The sequence below is a fragment of the Polynucleobacter sp. AP-Nino-20-G2 genome (assembly GCF_018688235.1).
GTDB lineage: Bacteria > Pseudomonadota > Gammaproteobacteria > Burkholderiales > Burkholderiaceae > Polynucleobacter.
The window spans coordinates 1,110,352-1,129,141 of sequence record NZ_CP061313.1 but is presented as its reverse complement, the minus strand read 5'-3'; the positions used below and the strand labels follow the sequence as shown (position 1 = coordinate 1,129,141).

At 48.2% G+C, this 18,790-nt stretch carries 16 protein-coding genes and 1 tRNA gene; 11 read left to right on the top strand and 6 right to left on the bottom strand.

Translation table 11 applies throughout. The annotated features are described in order from the left end of the window. Positions 1 to 10: 10 nt before the first annotated feature. Positions 11 to 2,224, top strand: coding sequence for a malate synthase G (locus FD960_RS05875; protein ID WP_215297849.1), 2,214 nt, complete (start codon positions 11 to 13; stop codon positions 2,222 to 2,224). A gap of 84 nt (positions 2,225 to 2,308) precedes the next feature. After that, the gene (locus tag FD960_RS05870) at positions 2,309 to 2,812 is read left to right on the top strand and encodes a hypothetical protein (protein WP_251369745.1); all 504 of its coding nucleotides are present in this window, start codon (positions 2,309 to 2,311) and stop codon (positions 2,810 to 2,812) included. Between the two features lie 143 nt (positions 2,813 to 2,955). On the opposite strand, the gene FD960_RS05865 is transcribed toward FD960_RS05870, so the two are convergent. Further along, complete coding sequence (locus FD960_RS05865; RefSeq protein ID WP_251369744.1) at positions 2,956 to 3,504, bottom strand: hypothetical protein; 549 nt, start codon at positions 3,502 to 3,504, stop codon at positions 2,956 to 2,958. On the opposite strand from FD960_RS05865, the gene FD960_RS05860 reads away from it, so the two are divergent. From FD960_RS05860 to FD960_RS05845, 4 genes are read left to right on the top strand one after another with little or no spacing between them, the layout of a single operon-like run. Next, positions 3,498 to 4,760 (top strand): MFS transporter, encoded by a 1,263-nt coding sequence (locus FD960_RS05860; RefSeq protein WP_251369743.1) that lies wholly within the window; start codon positions 3,498 to 3,500, stop codon positions 4,758 to 4,760. The two genes, FD960_RS05865 and FD960_RS05860, sit on opposite strands and share 7 nt — an antisense overlap. A 40-nt stretch (positions 4,761 to 4,800) precedes the next feature. Further along, entirely contained in the window at positions 4,801 to 5,484 is a 684-nt protein-coding gene (locus FD960_RS05855) for a dienelactone hydrolase family protein (protein WP_215297848.1), read from the top strand. A 22-nt stretch (positions 5,485 to 5,506) separates the two neighbouring features. Next, positions 5,507 to 6,292 (top strand): DUF4239 domain-containing protein, encoded by a 786-nt coding sequence (locus FD960_RS05850; protein ID WP_215297847.1) that lies wholly within the window; start codon positions 5,507 to 5,509, stop codon positions 6,290 to 6,292. A gap of 21 nt (positions 6,293 to 6,313) precedes the next feature. Continuing rightward, positions 6,314 to 6,811, top strand: a complete 498-nt coding sequence (locus FD960_RS05845) for a hypothetical protein (RefSeq protein ID WP_215297846.1) — start codon at positions 6,314 to 6,316, stop codon at positions 6,809 to 6,811. Positions 6,812 to 6,865: 54 nt separating this feature from the next. Here the strand turns inward: FD960_RS05845 and FD960_RS05840 are convergent. Next, a tRNA-Leu gene (locus FD960_RS05840) sits at positions 6,866 to 6,952 on the bottom strand. Positions 6,953 to 7,095: 143 nt separating this feature from the next. Here FD960_RS05840 and rnr point away from each other — a divergent pair. Genes rnr through FD960_RS05825 form a run of 3 tightly spaced genes read left to right on the top strand, consistent with a single transcriptional unit; the run spans position 7,096 to position 10,487 of the window. Continuing rightward, complete coding sequence (gene rnr / locus FD960_RS05835; protein ID WP_215297845.1) at positions 7,096 to 9,498, top strand: ribonuclease R; 2,403 nt, start codon at positions 7,096 to 7,098, stop codon at positions 9,496 to 9,498. A gap of 30 nt (positions 9,499 to 9,528) precedes the next feature. Next, positions 9,529 to 10,284, top strand: coding sequence for a 23S rRNA (guanosine(2251)-2'-O)-methyltransferase RlmB (gene rlmB, locus FD960_RS05830; RefSeq protein WP_215297844.1), 756 nt, complete (start codon positions 9,529 to 9,531; stop codon positions 10,282 to 10,284). A gap of 17 nt (positions 10,285 to 10,301) precedes the next feature. Further along, positions 10,302 to 10,487 (top strand): DUF2892 domain-containing protein, encoded by a 186-nt coding sequence (locus FD960_RS05825; RefSeq protein ID WP_215297843.1) that lies wholly within the window; start codon positions 10,302 to 10,304, stop codon positions 10,485 to 10,487. Between the two features lie 35 nt (positions 10,488 to 10,522). On the opposite strand, the gene trxC is transcribed toward FD960_RS05825, so the two are convergent. Further along, positions 10,523 to 10,945 carry a thioredoxin TrxC gene (trxC, locus tag FD960_RS05820; protein WP_215297842.1) on the bottom strand — a complete coding sequence of 141 codons (423 nt, stop codon included), beginning with the start codon at positions 10,943 to 10,945 and terminating at the stop codon, positions 10,523 to 10,525. Positions 10,946 to 10,985: 40 nt separating this feature from the next. After that, a complete protein-coding gene (gene tal, locus FD960_RS05815; protein ID WP_215297841.1) occupies positions 10,986 to 11,942 on the bottom strand; it encodes a transaldolase in 957 nt (318 codons plus the stop codon). 97 nt (positions 11,943 to 12,039) lie between these two features. On the opposite strand from tal, the gene rpiA reads away from it, so the two are divergent. After that, entirely contained in the window at positions 12,040 to 12,750 is a 711-nt protein-coding gene (gene rpiA, locus FD960_RS05810; RefSeq protein WP_215300612.1) for a ribose-5-phosphate isomerase RpiA, read from the top strand. Between the two features lie 220 nt (positions 12,751 to 12,970). On the opposite strand, the gene FD960_RS05805 is transcribed toward rpiA, so the two are convergent. Both FD960_RS05805 and argA read right to left on the bottom strand, forming a co-directional pair. Then, positions 12,971 to 13,243: an oxidative damage protection protein gene (locus FD960_RS05805; protein WP_062308940.1), complete on the bottom strand. Its 273-nt coding sequence runs from the start codon at positions 13,241 to 13,243 to the stop codon at positions 12,971 to 12,973. A 77-nt stretch (positions 13,244 to 13,320) separates the two neighbouring features. Beyond that, positions 13,321 to 14,685 carry an amino-acid N-acetyltransferase gene (gene argA / locus FD960_RS05800; protein ID WP_215297840.1) on the bottom strand — a complete coding sequence of 455 codons (1,365 nt, stop codon included), beginning with the start codon at positions 14,683 to 14,685 and terminating at the stop codon, positions 13,321 to 13,323. A 65-nt stretch (positions 14,686 to 14,750) separates the two neighbouring features. On the opposite strand from argA, the gene hrpA reads away from it, so the two are divergent. Continuing rightward, complete coding sequence (hrpA, locus tag FD960_RS05795) at positions 14,751 to 18,779, top strand: ATP-dependent RNA helicase HrpA (RefSeq protein WP_215297839.1); 4,029 nt, start codon at positions 14,751 to 14,753, stop codon at positions 18,777 to 18,779. Positions 18,780 to 18,790 lie beyond the last annotated feature (11 nt).

Below are 18,790 nucleotides of genomic sequence, written 5' to 3'. Positions count from 1 at the left end.
GGGTTTTCAGATGACTGCGCGTACAACTTGCAATAGCCTTCAAGTAGCAACTCCTCTCTATCGCTTTATCGAAGATAAAGTTTTGCCTGGAACAGGCATCAAGAGTGCGGATTTCTGGAAGGGATTTGACGAGATCGTTAAAGAACTCAGTCCAAAGAATGAGGCTTTGTTAGCAAAGCGTGATCGCTTGCAAGCGGACTTGGATAAATGGCATCAAGCTAATCCTGGCCCGATTAAAGATATGCCTGCATATCGCAAGCATCTCAAGGAAATTGGTTATTTAGATGAAGTGCCAGGCAAGGTTGTTGGCACAACCAAAAACGTTGATGATGAATTAGCGCTTCAGGCTGGCCCACAATTGGTGGTTCCAGTACTCAATGCGCGTTATGCATTAAATGCTGCTAATGCACGTTGGGGATCTTTGTACGATGCTCTCTACGGTACAGATGTTATTTCTGAGGAAGATGGCGCTACTAAAGCTGGCGCATACAACCCAGTACGTGGTGCAAAAGTAGTTGCCTTCGCGCGTAACTTCTTGGATCAGTCTGCTCCATTGGCTAAGGGCTCACATCGCGATTCAGCTGGCTACTCTGTTGACGGCAACAAGCTGGTTGTCGCTTTGAAAGATGGCAGCAAAACGGGTTTAGCTGATGAAAAGCAATTCGTTGGCTATCAAGGCGATGCTTCTGCTCCATCATCTGTATTGCTGCGCAATAACGGCGTTCATATTGATATTGAGATTGATAAGAGCAAGACCATTGGTTCTAGCGATCCAGCAGGTGTAAACGATGTTGTTTTAGAGGCAGCGCTTTCTACCATCTTGGACTTGGAAGATTCTATTGCCGCTGTTGATGGCGATGACAAGGTTCTCGCCTATGAAAACTGGTTAGGCATTTTGAAGGGCACTCTGGTTGAGGAAGTAAGCAAGGGCGGTAAGACATTTACTCGCGCATTAAATCCAGATCGCCAATACAAAGCGGGTGTTGGTGCAGTCGACGCTAAAGATGGCATTGTTACTTTGCATGGCCGCTCTTTATTGTTCCTCCGCAACGTGGGCCACTTGATGACCAATCCAGCAATCATTACTGGAGACGGCAAGGAAATCTACGAAGGTATTTTGGATGCGGTAGTGACTGTATTGATTGCTCTGTACGACATCAATCGTCCAGCAACGCAAAAAATTGGTAACACCCGCAAGGGATCGGTTTACATTGTGAAGCCAAAAATGCATAGCCCAGAAGAGGTTGCATTCGCCGCCGAACTCTTCGGTCGTGTCGAGAAGTTGCTCGGCTTGCCAGCCGATACAGTGAAATTGGGCATCATGGACGAAGAGCGTCGCATGAGCGCAAATATTAAAGCCGCTATCGCTGCCGCAGGTGCGCGCGTCGCCTTTATTAACACCGGATTCTTGGACCGTACTGGCGATGAAATGCACACAGCTATGCACGCCGGCCCAATGATGCGCAAAGGCGATATGAAAACCAGCAAATGGTTGTCAGCTTATGAGCGTCGTAACGTCTTGGCTGGTTTGGATTGTGGCCTACGTGGCCGCGCTCAAATCGGTAAAGGAATGTGGGCAATGCCAGATTTGATGAAGGCGATGGTTGAGCAAAAGATTGTTCATCCTAAGGCTGGTGCAAACACTGCTTGGGTTCCATCACCAACAGCAGCTACTTTGCATGCTTTGCACTACCATCAGGTCAATGTTGCACAACTTCAAAAAGAAATGGAGCAGTTAGATACTGCTGCTGAAGCAGAAGCGTTGATTGATGACTTGTTGACCATTCCTGTCGTGGAAAAAGCCAACTGGTCTAAAGAAGAAATTCAACAAGAGTTGGACAACAACTGCCAAGGTATTTTGGGTTATGTAGTGCGCTGGATTGACCAAGGTGTTGGTTGCTCCAAGGTGCCTGATATCCATAACGTAGGTTTGATGGAAGATCGCGCGACTTTGCGTATTTCTAGTCAGCATATTGCTAACTGGTTATTGCACGGCATTGTGACTGAAGCTCAGGTAAATGAAACATTGCAACGCATGGCTAAAGTAGTGGATGGTCAGAATGCTGGCGATTCTTTGTACAAGCCTATGATGCCCAACTACCAAGATTCTTATGCGTATAAAGCAGCAAGCGATTTGATCTTTAAAGGTCTAGAGCAGCCAAATGGCTACACTGAGCCTTTATTGCATGCATGGCGCTTGGAAGTCAAAAAGGTGCATGCTTAAGTCCACATCGACTTAGTTGCAAAGCGAAATGGATTTGTCGAAAGACAAGTCCATTTTTCTTTGATATCGACCATATCTTTATTCATGTTTGGCTTTCTTAATCCTTTTAATAACTTGAAGCGCTCGCCTGGTCGAACGCTGGATTTTTGCTTTAATGATGGGGGTAGGGAGGCCGCTGGCTTCAAGGGTGGGGCTGGGGATTGCGTCGTTCGGGCGATCGCCATTGCAGCTCAGATTCCCTATATGAAGGTCTATGAGGATTTGAGGATAGCTAATACGGCCTATGCGGAGCGGCGTAATGACAAGCTCGCAAGGCGACTCAACGCGAAGGGCTCTTCACCTCGAAATGGAAATCACCGCAATGTATTTCATGACTACATCCTGAGCTATGGTTTTGAATGGATTCCCACAATGAAGGTGGGAGCAGGGTGTCAGGTTCACATGAGGGCTGATGAGTTGCCCAATGGCGCCCTCATTGTGAAGGTTTCCAAGCACTTAAGCGCTGTTATTGATGGAGTGATTCAGGATACGCATGACCCATCCCGCTCTGGAACCCGTTGTGTATACGGCTATTACATTCAGCGATGAGGCGCAAAAAGCCGCCATTACAACCCAGGAGCTGTATTCAAAATAGCTAAAAATTGGCTGAAATTGATGAAAAAACACTAATTTCCGCTGTTTTTCCATTATTTATTGCAAAAACCATCACTACTGAAGTGCGGTGATGGCTTTTACAACTCTGCGCCTGGCGACTGGTATTTCTGATTCCAGGCATTTTTATAAGCATTTGTCATGCCGATCATGATGGAAGTCGTCCAGGCCAAGGAGAAGAGGCCGGTAAAGGCAATATAGAAGGCGAGACTTTTCCAGCCTTCAGGGAGGATGTCGGTTACAAAGCCAACGGTTGTGTAACAGCTCCCCGAAAAAAGGATGGCATCAAGTGGCTTCTCAATCAAATCAAATTTGAGGATAAATACAGCCCAAAGTAAAATCTCCGCAATATGGATCAGGGCAATGAAGACGAAAGAGGCGTAAAAGTGAAAAAAGACGCGGTTATATTGCACCAAGGCTAAGTTGGCTTTGGTGAGTCGCTCGAACCGCATGTAAACGTGGTTAATGGCGCTCCCATGAAAAATGAGGATTAGGGTGAGGCCAGCAACGCCAAAGGCAATATTCGCGAGCAAGGTGATGTAAGGGAATTCGAGGATGGGATCGCTCATGGCATAGATATCTTTAGTTCGCGACCAAGCGCTATTGGCCTTCAAGGTTGATAATGTCATATCCCCACCACCAAGTAAAGACAACATTGACAGAGAAATATATGCCCGGAGGAAAGCAGAAAGAACGCTTTTTCTTATTCTCCTTGGCTGGCATTCAGTTCACACATATCCTGGATTTCATGATCATGATGCCATTGGGTCCCGAATTTATTCGAGAGCTCAATATCAATACCCATGAGTTCGGACTTCTTTTATCGTCTTACACTTTTGCTGCTGCAATAGCAGGCGTCTTTGCGACCTACTTTGTGGATCGCTTTGAGCGCAGGGTGCTTCTACTTAGTTTGTATGCCTGCTTCATCATCGCAACATTGATTTGCGGCTTAGCTCCGGATTACCACTCGCTATTTATTGCACGCGCTTTTGCTGGTGCCTTTGGCGGAATACTGGGTTCATTGGTGCAGACGATTGTTGCAGATTCCATTCCTTTTGAGAGAAGAGGTAAGGCTCTCGGTACAGTGATGTCTGCGTTTTCTGTCTCGACGGTTGCGGGTGTGCCGCTGAGTCTATTTTTAGCGAATAACATTCCATCCCTGGGATGGCGTGCACCATTTATTTTTATTGCACTGATCTCCAGTTTGATTTTGTATTTGGGATATCGCAATATTCCGAAGATCGCCGGTCATCTCGGCCATACTCATGAGGGTAGTCGCCTTCGTCAAATCTGGAATATCTTTTTTGCCCATCAGCATCTGCGTGCATTCATTTTCATGGCGCTCATTATGTTGACGGGCTTTTCAGTAATCCCGTACATCGCGCTTTACCTCACCTCCAATGTCGGAATCGATAACTCCTACATCTCCTTGATCTACCTTTGCGGTGGCATTGCAACCTTAATGAGTTCTCGCTTGATTGGGCAAATGTCTGATCGGCTGGGTAAGGTAAAAACCTTTAGAGTCCTCGCTGTAGTGAGTCTGATTCCATTGCTAGTAACCACCAATCTTGTACCTGTTCCCCTGTGGCTTGTCTTGATTAATTCCACCGCGTTTTTTGTGCTGGTTTCTGGTCGTATGATTCCTGCGATGGCGATTGTTAGCCAAGTGGTCGAGGCTAAGATCCGCGGCACCTTTATGAGCCTGGTTGGTTCGGTGCAGATGCTGGCTTCAGGATTGGCCTCGGTGCTTGCCGGCGTCGTTGTCACCATTGGGGTGGATGGCAAGATGGAGCACTATAACTTGGTGGGCTATGGCGCAGCCTGTTGCGGCTTGCTTACCTTCTGGTTGGTCGGCTATATTCATAATGATCAACCAGCGAAGTAAATACCCCAATAAAAAAGATTTCTAAAATAGAGAGATTGTGATGATTACATTTCAAAGGCCTGACGGCAAAACCGTGAATGCTTATCTAGTTGAACCTGCTGATGCCAAGAGTGCGCCAGGGGTTGTTGTGATTCAAGAGTGGTGGGGTCTGGATGATGAGATTAAAGCCGTTGCTGATCGATTGGCGAATGCAGGCTATCGGGCTTTGGTTCCCGATCTCTATCGGGGCAAGCTAGCCCTTGAAGCAAACGAAGCCGAGCACTTAATGAATGACCTCAACTTTGGGGACGCAGCTAGCCAGGATATACGCGGAGCAGTTCAATATCTCAAGGCCACTGGTAGCGCTAAAGTCGCTGTTACAGGATTTTGCATGGGTGGTGCCTTGACGGTCCTCTCTGCTGGCTTGGTCCCGGAGTCCGATGGAACTGTGGTCTGGTACGGTTATCCTCCGCTGGAATATGTTGATGCTCAAGCCATTAAGAAGCCGATGCTGGCCCATTGGGCTATCCACGATGAGTTCTTTCCGATTGCTGGCGTTGATCAGTTGGAGGAAAAGTTAAAGCTGGCTGGAGTGGATTGCGACTTTCAGCGTTATGACGCGAAGCATGCTTTTGCCAACCCTAAGTCTGATGTAAGGCATCTGCCACCATTGCAATTTAACCCTAATGCTGCCAATTTGGCATGGGATCGCACAATGGATTTCTTCAAAAATCATTTGGCTTAATTACCCATTCACCAAGGCACACATGTTTTTCGATTGGATTTACAAAAAGAGCAATACCCAAATATTAATCATCCTGGTGCTGTTCTTCGTGGTGTTGCTAGATGTTATGCCGAGAATTTTGCAGTCCATTCCATTCTTTGCACCTACTCAAGATAGCACTCGTTTGGGCTTAAGTTTATTTGGATCAATCATTACGCTTAGCGGCTTGCTGATTGGTTTCTTGCTCAATCAAGCGCAAACCAATTTTAGAGAGGTGCAGTCCTTGGTATCGAGAGAGGCGGGGCAAATCAATAATCTGGATCGCTTATTGGTTCGTTACGGAGATCCGGCTATTGCACCGATGCGAAAAGAACTGTTTGAGTACATGAACTCCATCGTGAATGACGAATGGGATTTGCTGAAGGGTGGCAAGGGTAGTCCTAAGACACATATGCTTTGGCGAGGAATTTCACGTAAGCTTCTGAGTTTGGAGCCGCATACCAATAGACAAACAGCGATGTACACCGACATTATTAAAAAGGCGGAAGAGGTAGCCGAGAGTCGGGAATCCCGCATCGAACGCTCATCCGTTCGTCTCCCCAGTTTATTTTGGGTTGTCATATTGATTTGCATGACCGCCTTACTTGGTATCAATACCTTGTTTTTGCCTTCGGACTCATTTTTTGTGGGTCTGAAAATTTTGCCAGTGACGCTTGGTGCCTTAATTTCTCTTTTGGTGATTACCGACCAGCCCTTTAAAGGCCAGAGCTCTGTTCAGCCTGATGCGTTTCATAAAATCATTGAGTCTATTAAAACTCGTACCGAATAATTCTTAACTCAGTTCTTTGCTATGCACCTTTTTGCTGAAAACCTCGCTGTTGAAATCGCTTCTTACTATCGAAATCTTGCCTTAGGCCATGGCGTCATTCCTAAGGTATTTACCCTGGTTAATGGTGAGGGTGATCAATATCTATTCTTTATCGATGATCTGAGGATGGAGAAAGATGAAGAGTCGCAATTTCTGGCTTATGTTGTTCAGGCGCATGAAGCGGTTTGTTATGCCAGAGGGACCCTGGTCATCCTGGATAAGTCTCAGCAACTCATCGAATTTGCCGTGATTGATAGGGATGATGAAGAGGCCATTGTGTGCTCGGCAGAATTAACTCGAGATCTAGAGGATAAGCCGGTAGGGTTAACGGATTTTGAAAAGACCCTAGCCCCTAAAAAAACGATCTTCTTTAGCGGACTCTTTGAGCCGGTAAAGCTGTCTGAGGATAGGGCTGAAGAGTTCGAAGGCCTCTGGGATGAGATGAAGCCTAAGATCTTGCATCGAACTATGGGCATCTAAGCGCCTATTGAAATAAGGCACTTTCATCCCCATATAGGTCTTAGCTGCTGTATTTGGTGCCTAGGAAGGGATTCGAACCCCCACAACCTTTCGATCGCCAGCACCTGAAGCTGGTGCGTCTACCAATTTCGCCACCTAGGCATGCCATTATTATAAAGGTATGCGCCTTTTGGTGACTTTTCCAACCCCGTTTGGCTTTTCCCCTTCAGACCGGGTGGTTTGATACAGTAGCCTAATTAAGAATAATCATTGTTACATAAGGCATGTATTGCCGAAGGAATTAAATGCGTAAAGCAAAAAACTTGGTGCCACGAGAGGCTGACCGTCTAGGTACGGTCCAGGGGCACCGAGATGGATTTGGATTTGTCATCCCAGATGATGGCGGTGAGGATATTTTTCTTTCCGAGAGAGAAATGTCCCGCGTCATGCATGGCGATAGAGTCAGCGTCAGAGTATTAGGTACAGATCGCCGTGGTCGCCCGGAAGGTCAAATTGTTGATGTGGTGTTGCACGCCAATAAGGTAGTCATTGGACGTCTCTTAAATGAGAACGGTGTTTTGATTGTTGCTCCTGAAGACAAGCGTATTGGTCATGACATCTTGATTCCACCCAAGGGTCAGGGTAATGCCAAATTAGGTCAAGTAGTCAGTGTTGAAATTATTGATTATCCAGATAGCTATCGTCAGGCAGTCGGTCGTGTGATTGAAGTGCTTGGCGAAATTGACGATCCTGGTATGGAAATCGAAATCGCTGTACGTAAGTACGGCGTGCCCCATGAGTTCTCAGCGGCAGTCAGGAAAGAAGCCGATGCGCTTCCCGATACCGTTCAGCAAGCCGACTTAGAGGGTCGAGTAGATTTACGCGATGTGCCCTTAGTGACTATCGACGGTGCTGATGCACGCGACTTTGATGATGCGGTGTATTGTGAACCTGTAATGTACGGCAAGGCTAAGGCTTGGCGTTTAATTGTGGCAATTGCCGATGTATCACACTATGTAAAACCGGGGCAACCCCTCGATGACGAAGGTTTATTGCGCGCCACCTCTGTGTATTTCCCGAGAAGGGTAATACCGATGTTGCCTGAGAAGATCTCTAATGGTCTTTGCTCTCTGAACCCAGGCGTAGACCGTTTATGCATGGTGTGCGACTCGGTAGTGGATAACAATGGCGTAGTGCTGGCTTACCAGTTCTATCCTGCGGTGATGCATTCAGCGCAACGCTTTACCTATGACACTGTTTGGGAGATTCTCTCTAATAGCAAAGGTCCAGAAGCAACTCGATTTGCTGAGTTCCGTCCGCTATTAACTAACCTCTATTCGCTGTATAAGATTCTGCTTGAGGCACGTCAAAAGCGTGGCGCGATTGAATTTGAAACGACCGAAACCCAGATCATCAGCAATGAACTCGGTAAGATTTTGCGGATTGAGCCGCGCCTGCGTAATGATGCTCATCGCCTTATTGAAGAATGTATGTTGACGGCCAACGTATGTGCCGCCGATTTTATTGATAAAAATAAACACCTGAGCCTGTATCGTGTTCACGGCGAGCCGTCAGAAGAAAAGTTAGTCACTTTGCGCCAGGTGCTCCGCACCTCTGGTTTGTCATTGGAGGGGGGTGATAAGCCCAAGCCAAAAGACTTTGCCAAGCTCATGCGTGAAATCAAAGACCGTCCTGATGCCAATATGTTGCAGTCGGTAGTATTGCGTGCCATGCAGCAGGCAATGTATCAACCGGATAACGAAGGTCACTTTGGCTTGGCATACCCAGCGTACTCACATTTCACTAGCCCGATTCGTCGCTATCCCGATCTTTTGACGCATCGCGTTATCAAAGCGATTTTGGCTAAAAAACCCTATGTGCCTGTCTTGCCACCAAAGGTTCCACTCAACCTCACATTGCCACGTAAAGGTAAGGGTCGTGAGAATGCGGTCAATGCCAAGAAGTCTCATCAAGATGCAAAAGATGCTGCCGCAAAGGGTGCTCGTTTGCCAAAACTGCCTAAAGGCGCTAATGCCGCTCTCCCCATTTGGGGTCAGTTGGGCGTACATTGCTCATCGAATGAGCGTCGCGCTGATGAAGCCTCTCGTGATGTTGAGGCTTGGTTAAAGTGTTATTACATGCGCGACCATTTGGGTCAAGAGTATGCCGGCACGGTTACTGGGGTTGCCACCTTTGGCTTATTTGTTCAGCTAGAGAATCTCTTTGTTGAAGGAATGATCCATGTAACGGAGTTGGGTGGCGATTACTTCCAGTATGATGAAGCTCGCCAAGAATTGCGTGGTGAAAGAACGGGTATTCGTTATCGCTTGGGTGATCGAGTGCATGTCTTGGTTAGTCGTGTTGACTTGGATGCGCGCAAGATTGAATTTAGCCTCGTGAAGTCTGTGGGTGTCGAGCCGGGCGGAGCAACCAATCGCCGTCAAATTATTTTGGCAAGCGACACTGGAAGACCGAATAAGAAGGCATCCCCTAAGAAAAGTCGACCTGGCAGCAAGGAGCCGCAGAAGCATGCTGGCATAAATGTAAACGCAGCTAAATCTGCCGGCAATCTTGGTGCTAACCAGTCTAAGAGTAGAGCGGGACGGAGTGCTAGTCAGGTTGCCAAATCTGGCAAGCCAAGCAGGCCTGCAGGTAAGCCTGCTGGAACAAAGCCGCCGGTACGCAGCACTAAAGCACGCCGTAAATAAGTCGCATTACACACACGAGATAAAGTAAAGATGAAGCAGATATTAGTAGGTTTTCATGCAGTACAAGCGCGCTTGCGCGTAGATCCCGATAGCTTGAAGTCGGTTTATTTCGATCCTAGTCGGCGCGACCGCCGTATGGGGGATTTCTTAAAGCAAGCAGAAGAAGCTTTGGGAGAAAGACTTCATGCTGCTGATGCTGAGCGTCTGCATAAATTGACTGGTCACGATCGTCACCAAGGCGTGGTGGCTTTAGCTGAAAAGATGACTGTGGCCCGCACTATTACTGAGGTTGTTGAAGATGCTGAAAGCAATCAAAACAAAGTGATGTTCTTGGTATTGGATGGCGTTACCGATCCCCATAACTTTGGCGCTTGCTTACGTGTGGCTGATGGCGCTGGTGTCGATGCTGTAGTGATTCCGAAGGACCGTTCCGCATCGATTAATGCAACCGTGAGCAAAGTATCGAGCGGCGCTGCTGAAGTGATGCCAGTGATCACGGTTACTAATCTCGTGCGTAGTATGAAAGAGATGCAAGATGCCGGTGTTTGGCTTATTGGTACCGATGATGAGGCGGAGAAGTCTATTTACGATATCGATCTCACTGGTCCAATTGGAATGGTGATGGGCGCAGAGGGTGAGGGCATGCGCCGTCTGACTCGCGAGACTTGCGATGAGTTGGTCCGCATTCCAATGCAGGGCGTTGTTGAGAGTTTGAATGTGTCAGTTGCAAGTGGCGTATGCTTGTATGAGGCCTTAAGGCAGCGTCTGGCAAAGGCTCCCAAATAACGCACTGAGACGCTTATATGAAATGCAATATCGGACATACTGATCGTGTACTTCGCATGACCGTGGGTGTCACGCTCATGGGCTTGGCTGGTTTTGGTATTACTGGCCTTTGGGCCTGGATTGGCATCATTCCATTGCTTACTGGAATGATTGGTAATTGCCCAGCTTATACCTTGCTAGGTATCAATACCGCCAAGAAGTAATCCTAAAGTAGTAACCCAGGCTAATCAGCGGCCCATCAACTGGCTAGCTGCTGAACAAATTGCTCGAGTTGTGCTGGTGGCAAAGCACCGCTAATGCGGTGCACTTCCTTGCCATTCTTAAATCCTGCCAAGGTAGGGATAGAGCGAATATTAAATTGCGCTCCCAGCGACTGCTCAGATTCGGTATCTACTTTGACAAACACGACTTTATTGGCATTGCTGCTTGCGCTTGTCTGAAAGGTTGGCGCAAACATCTTGCATGGGCCACACCATGGAGCCCAAAAGTCTACGATGACCGGCAGGGTGGTTTGTGCAATCAGCTCGTGGAAATTGGTTGCAGTCGCATTAATGGGTAGGGAAAGGAGGTCTTGCTTGCACGCCCCACACACTGGAGTCTGATTTAATCTCTCCGCAGGTACGCGGTTTCCTTTGGAGCAATGTGGACAATGAATGATCATCTAGCTTCTCCAATGTGATGAGGCTTCCCTCAGCATCTTCTTAACTATTCAGTAGTGCCTCTAACTTTTCAGTATCAATGCAGAAATTCCGAATACCCTCGGCCAATTTTTCTGTTGCCATTGCATCATTATTGAGCTGCAATCTAAAGCTAGATTCATCTAACTCTAAGGGAGTGATTTTTTCGCTCATCGCGCTTGCTGCGTTCAGCTTTTGCTCTACAGATCCCGTCTGCGCGTGAAGTTCACCCAAGAGTTCGGGGCTAATGGTGAGCAAATCGCAACCAGCGAGTTCTAGTATCTGACTCGTATTTCTAAAGCTGGCGCCCATAATTTCGGTGGTAATACCAAAGTGCTTGTAGTAATTGAAGATGCGCTTGACAGAGGTAACCCCAGGATCATTTGCTCCGCCATTATTCACATCACTCCAGTTGGCTCCAAGTTTCGCTTTGTACCAATCGGTAATACGACCCACAAATGGTGAAATGAGTTTGGCATTAACGGCACCACAGGCGGCCGCTTGAACCAATGAGAAGAGCAGAGTCATATTGCAATGAATGCCTTCGGCCTCCAATGCCTTTGCCGCCTGAATGCCTTCCCAGGTTCCAGCAAGCTTAATTAATACGCGCTTGCGATCAATTCCATGTGACTCGTATAGGGCAATGAGATGTTTCGCTTTTTGAATGGTTCCTGGCGTATCAAATGAGAGTCGAGCATCCACTTCAGTCGAAACCCGGCCCGGGACAATTTTTAAGATCTCCAAACCAAAGGCAACCAGAATGTAGTCAACCAAGTCCGCGGCTTTCATACCGGGATGTGCAGCCTTGACCTGATTTACCATGGCTTGATAGTTAGGCTGTTGGGCCGCTTTCAGAATTAGAGAGGGGTTGGTTGTGGCATCCTGAGGCTGATATTCCTGCATGCGCTCAAAGTCACCTGTATCGGCTACAACAGTAGTGAGTTTCTTGAGTTGGCTGAGGGCGGAAAGGCTGGACGTCATAGGAATCTCTGTCAATTAATCTGTAAAGGCATTGAATATCATATGATAGATGGATCAATAACGGTATTCCAGCATGAATAAGGCATTAGACGGCATCATGAATCAAGATCAACTCAAGCAGTTAGTAGGCGAAGCGGCGCGAGACGAAGTTCTCAAATTACCCGCTGGCCAGGTTTTGGGGGTAGGCACTGGCTCAACCGCCAATTGCTTCATTGATGCTTTAGCGCCCCACAAGGATCATTTTGCCGGAACGGTATCGAGCTCCAATGCCACAACCGAGCGCTTGTTAAAGCATGGTTTTAAGGTCTTGGATCCCAACGAGGTGAGTGCCTTGCCAGCTTATGTGGATGGCGCGGATGAGATTGACCCTGCTGGCCACATGATTAAGGGCGGTGGCGGAGCTTTAACTCGCGAAAAGATCATTGCTTCCATGTCTAAGCAATTCATTTGTATTTGTGACTCTTCAAAACAAGTGCCCGTCTTGGGCAACTTTGCCTTGCCGGTAGAGATTATTCCCTTGGCCAAGAGCGTTGTGACGCAAGAACTGGAGAAGTTGGGCGGCAAAGTCTCCTTGAGAATGGCTAAAGACACTAGGGCGGATTTGGGTCAAACCCCAAGCCAACCTTTTGTGACGGATAACGGTGGCTGGATTTTGGATATCGCTGGTTTGAGGATTCAGAACCCCTTAGCATTGGAGGCTCAGATCAATCAAATTGCTGGAGTGATTACCGTTGGCCTATTTGCGAAAGAGAAGGCCGATATTTTGCTCGTCAGCAACGCGTCAGGGGTGAGTAGGGTCTCGTTCTAATAAAAAAACTCGACGGGCAACTAAGTTAACCCATCGAGTTTGTTTGCCGTGTCAATCACGGCGAAGGCAAAAGGAAGAGATTGAGTTCCTAGTGCCCAATAAGCCTATAGATAGACTTATGAGGATCGGCTTTCGCCAATGTAGCTCATCACAGACTCTGATCAACTACAGCTTCATCCTATGCTCCTCTTTTGAGGTCGTCAAGCAAATCTAAAAAAATTTACTCCGCTGGCGGAACATATCCCTGAGCCATGTCTGCACCGCCCTCAAAGAAGTATTTTTCTACTTGCTTGAGAAGATACTGGCGAGCGCGTGGATCAGCCATATTGAGTCGATTTTCATTAATCAACATCGTTTGTTGCTTTAACCAAGCAGCCCAAGCTTCTTTAGAGACTTGATTCCAAATCTTTTTGCCAAGTTCGCCCGGAAGTGGTGCAAAGTCCATTCCCTCAGCTTCTTTATTTAGTTTGATGCATTGAACCATGCGTGCCATATGTAATACCTTTCAAATACGTTTTATTGCAAGTGCAAAAAATATACCAATATCAAAACTCTAAATGAGCGTCTCGATTACAGGTCCTTGGTGAGAACCATTGATTTACGATCCCAGTTGTAGATTTGCTTTCTTTCCTCTGGGAGGTCATCAACCGATGCGCGCTTAAAGCCGCGCTTCAAGAACCAATGCTCTGTTCTGGTTGTCAAAACAAATAACTTCTTAATGCCTTCGCGCTTGGCTCGCATCTCAATGCGTTTCAATAGGCGCTCTCCATCGCCTGAGCCTTGCACATCAGGATCAACTGCGAGACAGGCAAGTTCGCCAACACCATTGGGGAAGGGGAAGAGGGCTGCGCAGCCGAATAGAACGCGGTCATGCTCAATCACAGAGAAGCGCTGAATATCACGCTCAATCACATCTTGACCACGTGCCGCCAAAATACCTTCTTCTTCGAGTGGACTGGTTAATTGCAGAATACCACCCACATCATCCTGATTAGCTTCACGGAGATTTTCAATATCGGAAGAGGCGAGCATCATGCCAATACCATCATGGGTAAAGAGCTCTTCTAGCAATGCACCATCTTGATTGCATGGCAAGAAGTGAACACGGCTAACGCCGGAACGAATCGCTCTACCAGAGATATTGAGCAAGCCCTTCATGCCTAAATCCAACTCCGGATGCTGGGCAACATATTCCTGAAGCTGAGGCAACGACAGTTCAGTAATGTAATCACCCTCATCATCTTTTAGGCCTGCATATGGACTCAAGAAAATCAGCTTATCCGCTTTGAGTGCGGCAGCAGTAGAGGCGGCAACGTCTTCAAACGCTAAGTTAAATGCTTGTCCTGTTGGGGAGAAACCCAAGGGTGATAGCAACACAATCTTATTGCTATCGAGCGATAGCTTGATGGAGGTGGAGTCGACCTTACGCACTAAACCCGTGTGAATGTAATCAACGCCTTCCACTACGCCAACAGGCATCGCCGTAATAAAGTTACCCGAGATCACGGAGATGCGTGAGCCGGCCATCGGTGTATTGGGAAGTCCACGGCTAAATGCCGCTTCGATATCGAGGCGCAATTCACCGGCGGCTTCTTTGACGCACTCTAGTGCGGCAGCGTCAGTGATCCGATAGCTGTGCATTGAACTTTTACCAAATTGGCTTTTGATATTGCGTAGCGTCAGTTGCTCTTCAATCTGCGGACGAATACCGTGAACTAAGACAATCCGCATACCCATTGCGTGGAGCATGGCGATATCTTCAATCAGATTCTCGAGGCCGATTTCTTGAGCTAGTTCACCGGCAAACGCAATGACAAAGGTCTTTTCGCGAAAGCTATGGATATAGGGTGCAACATCGCGCAACCATCCCACAAAAGGAAAGTTAGAGCTTGATTCTTCGGCGTTTGGGCCTGGGTTTGGTGCATTTGTCGACATAGTGAGAAAATTATAGGGTGCAAGAGCCTATAAACCAACAAAAACCCAAAGCAGGGCATGTAACTGTGCCCGCTTCCAACACCCCGCGTCGTCTTGAAATTCGCTTTCCAGAGGAGTTGCCGGTATCTGGTCAGCGCCAGATCATCAAGGATGCCTTTCAGTCCCATCAAGTGGTGATTGTGTGCGGTGAAACGGGCTCGGGCAAGACCACCCAGTTGCCAAAGATCTGCCTGGACCTCGGTAGGGGCACCATCAACGGCGGTCGACTCATCGGGCATACGCAGCCACGCCGAATTGCCGCTACTGCCACAGCGAAGCGCATAGCCCAGGAGCTGGGCACTCCCATTGGTCAGGATGTGGGTTATCAGGTGCGTTTTGCCGATAAAACGAGCCGGGGCGCCTCAGTGAAGTTGATGACTGACGGCATTTTGTTGGCCGAGACCCAACGAGACCCTCAATTACGCGCCTATGACACCTTAATTATTGATGAGGCCCACGAGCGCAGTCTGAACATTGACTTCCTATTGGGCTATCTGCGACAGCTGCTACCCAAGCGCCCAGATCTCAAACTCATCATTACTTCCGCCACGATTGATGCCAAACGCTTTTCTGAGCATTTTGCGATTGGTGGCAAAGTTGCCCCGGTCATTGAGGTCAGCGGGAGGTTATTCCCTGTGGAGCAACGCTATGCACCGTTGGAGCCCGATGCAAAACCCGATGGCAAAAAAGAATCTAAGGAAGCAAAAGAAATTCCGGAGGCGGTTGCAGAGGCCATTGCCAACGTCTGGAGAGAGGGCGCATCTGGCGCTGGAGATGTGTTGGTATTTTTGCCGGGTGAGCGAGAGATTCGGGATTGCGCAGAAGCCTTAAGAAAAGATCACGTGCTCCAGCAGCGCTTTCACCCAGAAGTATTAAGCTTGTTTGCTCGTCAGTCAGTGGCTGAGCAGGAGCGAGTCTTTAATCCTGGCAATGGTCGACGCATCATTCTCACTACTAACGTGGCTGAGACCTCCTTGACCGTGCCCAATATTCGTTATGTTGTCGATAGTGGTTTGGCTAGGGTCAAGCGCTATTCGTACCGCAATAAGGTTGAGCAACTTCAAATTGAGCCTATTTCCCAGGCTGCTGCCAATCAGCGGGCAGGACGTTGCGGTCGTGTATCTGACGGTATTTGCATTCGTTTATATAGCGAGCAAGATTACTTGGCGCGCGCTAAATTTACCGACCCAGAAATTCTGCGCAGTTCATTAGCGGCGGTGCTATTGCGCATGAGCGCCTTGCGACTGCCAAAGATTCAAGAATTTCCTTTTATCGATAAGCCCCTTGGTCGCGCTATTGCCGATGGCGTCCAGCTTCTAGATGAGTTGGGTGCTATTGCTTATGACGATGCTGCGGCAGGGGATAACAAGGACATCAACAATAGCTTCAAGCTCACCCCAATTGGTAAGCAGCTAGCCGATCTGCCCTTGGATCCGCGGATTGGCCGTATGTTGCTTGCCGCTAAAGAACAAAATGCATTGCGAGAAGTCACTATCATCGCTTCCGCACTAGCAACACAAGACCCCCGTGAGCGACCAATGGATCAGGCTGCCGCGGCAGATCAGGCCCATTTACAGTTTGCTGATGAGCGTTCTGAATTCCTCAGCTTTGTGAAGTTATGGGATTGGTATCAAGATGCGCTGACACATAAACACAGTAATCGTCAGTTAGAGAATCTGTGCCGTAGTAAGTTTTTATCTCCAAGGCGCCTGCGAGAATGGCGCGATGTCCATGGACAGTTGCACACCATGCTCGGTGAAAAGGGCTGGAAAGAAAATGCCTTAGCCGCCACTTATGAGCAAGTGCACCTTTCCTTATTGACCGGCTTATTGGGGTATGTCGCTAAAAAAGAAGAAGATGAAAAATCTCAAGAGCGCGGTAGCAAGACGGGTGGCTATATCGGAGCACGTGGGATTCGCCCCTTCATTTGGCCGGGCTCAACTATAGGTAAAAAGGCTGGCGCCTGGATCCTTGCCGGAGAGTTACAAGAAACCAATCGGATGTATGCGCGCACGATTGCGAAGATCGAGCCGCAATGGGTGGAGCGAGTCGCCGCCCACCGACTGATTAAGTCTCTCAGTGATCCGGTCTGGGATAGTCGTCAAGGCGAGGTCATGGCTTTTGAGCGCGGCACCTTGTATGGTCTGCCGATTTATCAAGGGCGCAAGGTTCGGTTCGAGGCTCATAATCCCGCAGAAGCGCGCGAACTCTTTATCAAGCAAGCCTTGGTCCAAGAAGAGATGTTTGGTCGGATGGATACACCAGCCTTGATGCGAGAGGCTGAGGCAGATGCCCGCAAAAAGTATCCCGGTATGTTTGAATTCTTTTGGCATAACCGCAGACTCATCAAAGAAATTGAAGCGCTAGAGCATCGCTCACGTCGCCCTGATGTATTGGTGGATGATGATTTGCTATTTGCGTTTTACGATTCGCGCATTCCTCAAGATGTTCTGAGTAGAGAAGGATTGAAAGCCTGGCTCAAGCGTCCTGCCAAGGATGTGGATGGTCAGGCGGTGAATAACGATGCTCAGTTGCGTTTATCCAAAGCCGATCTGATGCGGCACGAAGCTGCCGGCATCACGGTGGATCGTTATCCCAAGAAGATGGTAGTGGGTGGCGGTGAACTCAGCTTGACCTATCACTTTGAGCCTGGCAACCCTAAAGATGGTGTCACCTTGGTCGTTCCATTGACGCTGTTAAATCAAGTGGATGGTCGTCGTTGTGAATGGCTAGTTCCAGGGATGTGTGAAGAGAAGGTCCAGTTGCTACTCAAATCTCTCCCACAAAAACTGCGGCGTCATTGCGTGCCATTGCCTGAATATGCCAAGTCATTCTTAGAGCGCGTGTTAGATGAGAAGCGTTTTGGTGTCGGAGACTTTCTGGACAGTTTAATTACGGATATTCGGAAAGAGCGCGGCCTGGAAATCAAGCGCACTGACTTTAGACCGGAGTCTTTACCATTACATTCATCAATGAACTTCCGTTTGGTAGATGAGCATGGACGCCAATTGGAGCTTGAGCGTAATTTAACTCGTTTGCGCGCTGAGTATGGGCAGACCGCCAGAACCGCTTTTCAGGCAATCGCGCAGCAAGCAGCGCAAGAGGAGCTGGGTGTAGAGCCAGCTCAGCCAGCAGCTACAAATCAAACTGCCAAGCAGCCCAACTCCAGCTCTGCAAGAACGGTAGAGCAGGGTGGCTATCGTAGTTGGGAGTTCGGCGAGTTACCAGAAACCCTCGAGATCCAAAAGGGCAATCGCACACTCTTTGGATATCCTGCGCTAGTCGATAGAACTGACTTTTGCGACTTAGAAGTATTTGATGATTTGGTAGAGGCTAGAAAACATCATTGGCAAGGTTTGCGTCGCTTGTTTGCTTTATCCAATAAGGACACGCTCAAGGCCTTACAAAAACAATTGCCTGGCATTCGTGAATTAGGTTTGCTCTTTATCAATGTGGGATCGGTAGAAGGTCTCATCGAGCAAATTCTGAATCTGGCTGTAGAGCGCGCCTTTTTAAATGATCCATTGCCAGTCAATGCAGGGCAATTTGCCGAGCGCTTGCAAGCCGGGAAGCCTCGGTTAGCTTTAATTGCCCAAGAAATCTCAAAGCATACATTAGCAGCGTTACAGGCAAATACAGAGCTTCAGAAAAAGATGGCTCAGGCCAAAGCGGCCTCACCAAGTGCGTATGCGGATATTCAAGCCCAAGTCCAGGGGCTTATTTTTGCTAAATTTGTTTCTGACATTCCCTACGCGCAGTTAGTGCATTTGCCGCGTTATCTCAAAGCAGTCGCACTACGAATCGATAAGCTGAGAGCCAATCCCGCTAGGGATGCGCAATGCCAAAAGGATTGGGAGTCTGTTGCTAGGCCATGGCAGAAATTGGTCCAGGGCAATAGAAGTTCAGGGTCTTACGCCATGGCAGAGGATCAGGGTTTGCAGGATTTTCGTTGGCAGCTTGAGGAGTTGCGGGTAGCTTTATACGCTCAGGAGCTAAAAACACCGACCCCAATGTCCCTAAAGCGCCTAGAGAAGGTCTTATCGAGCTTGAGATAGGTCAAATTTAT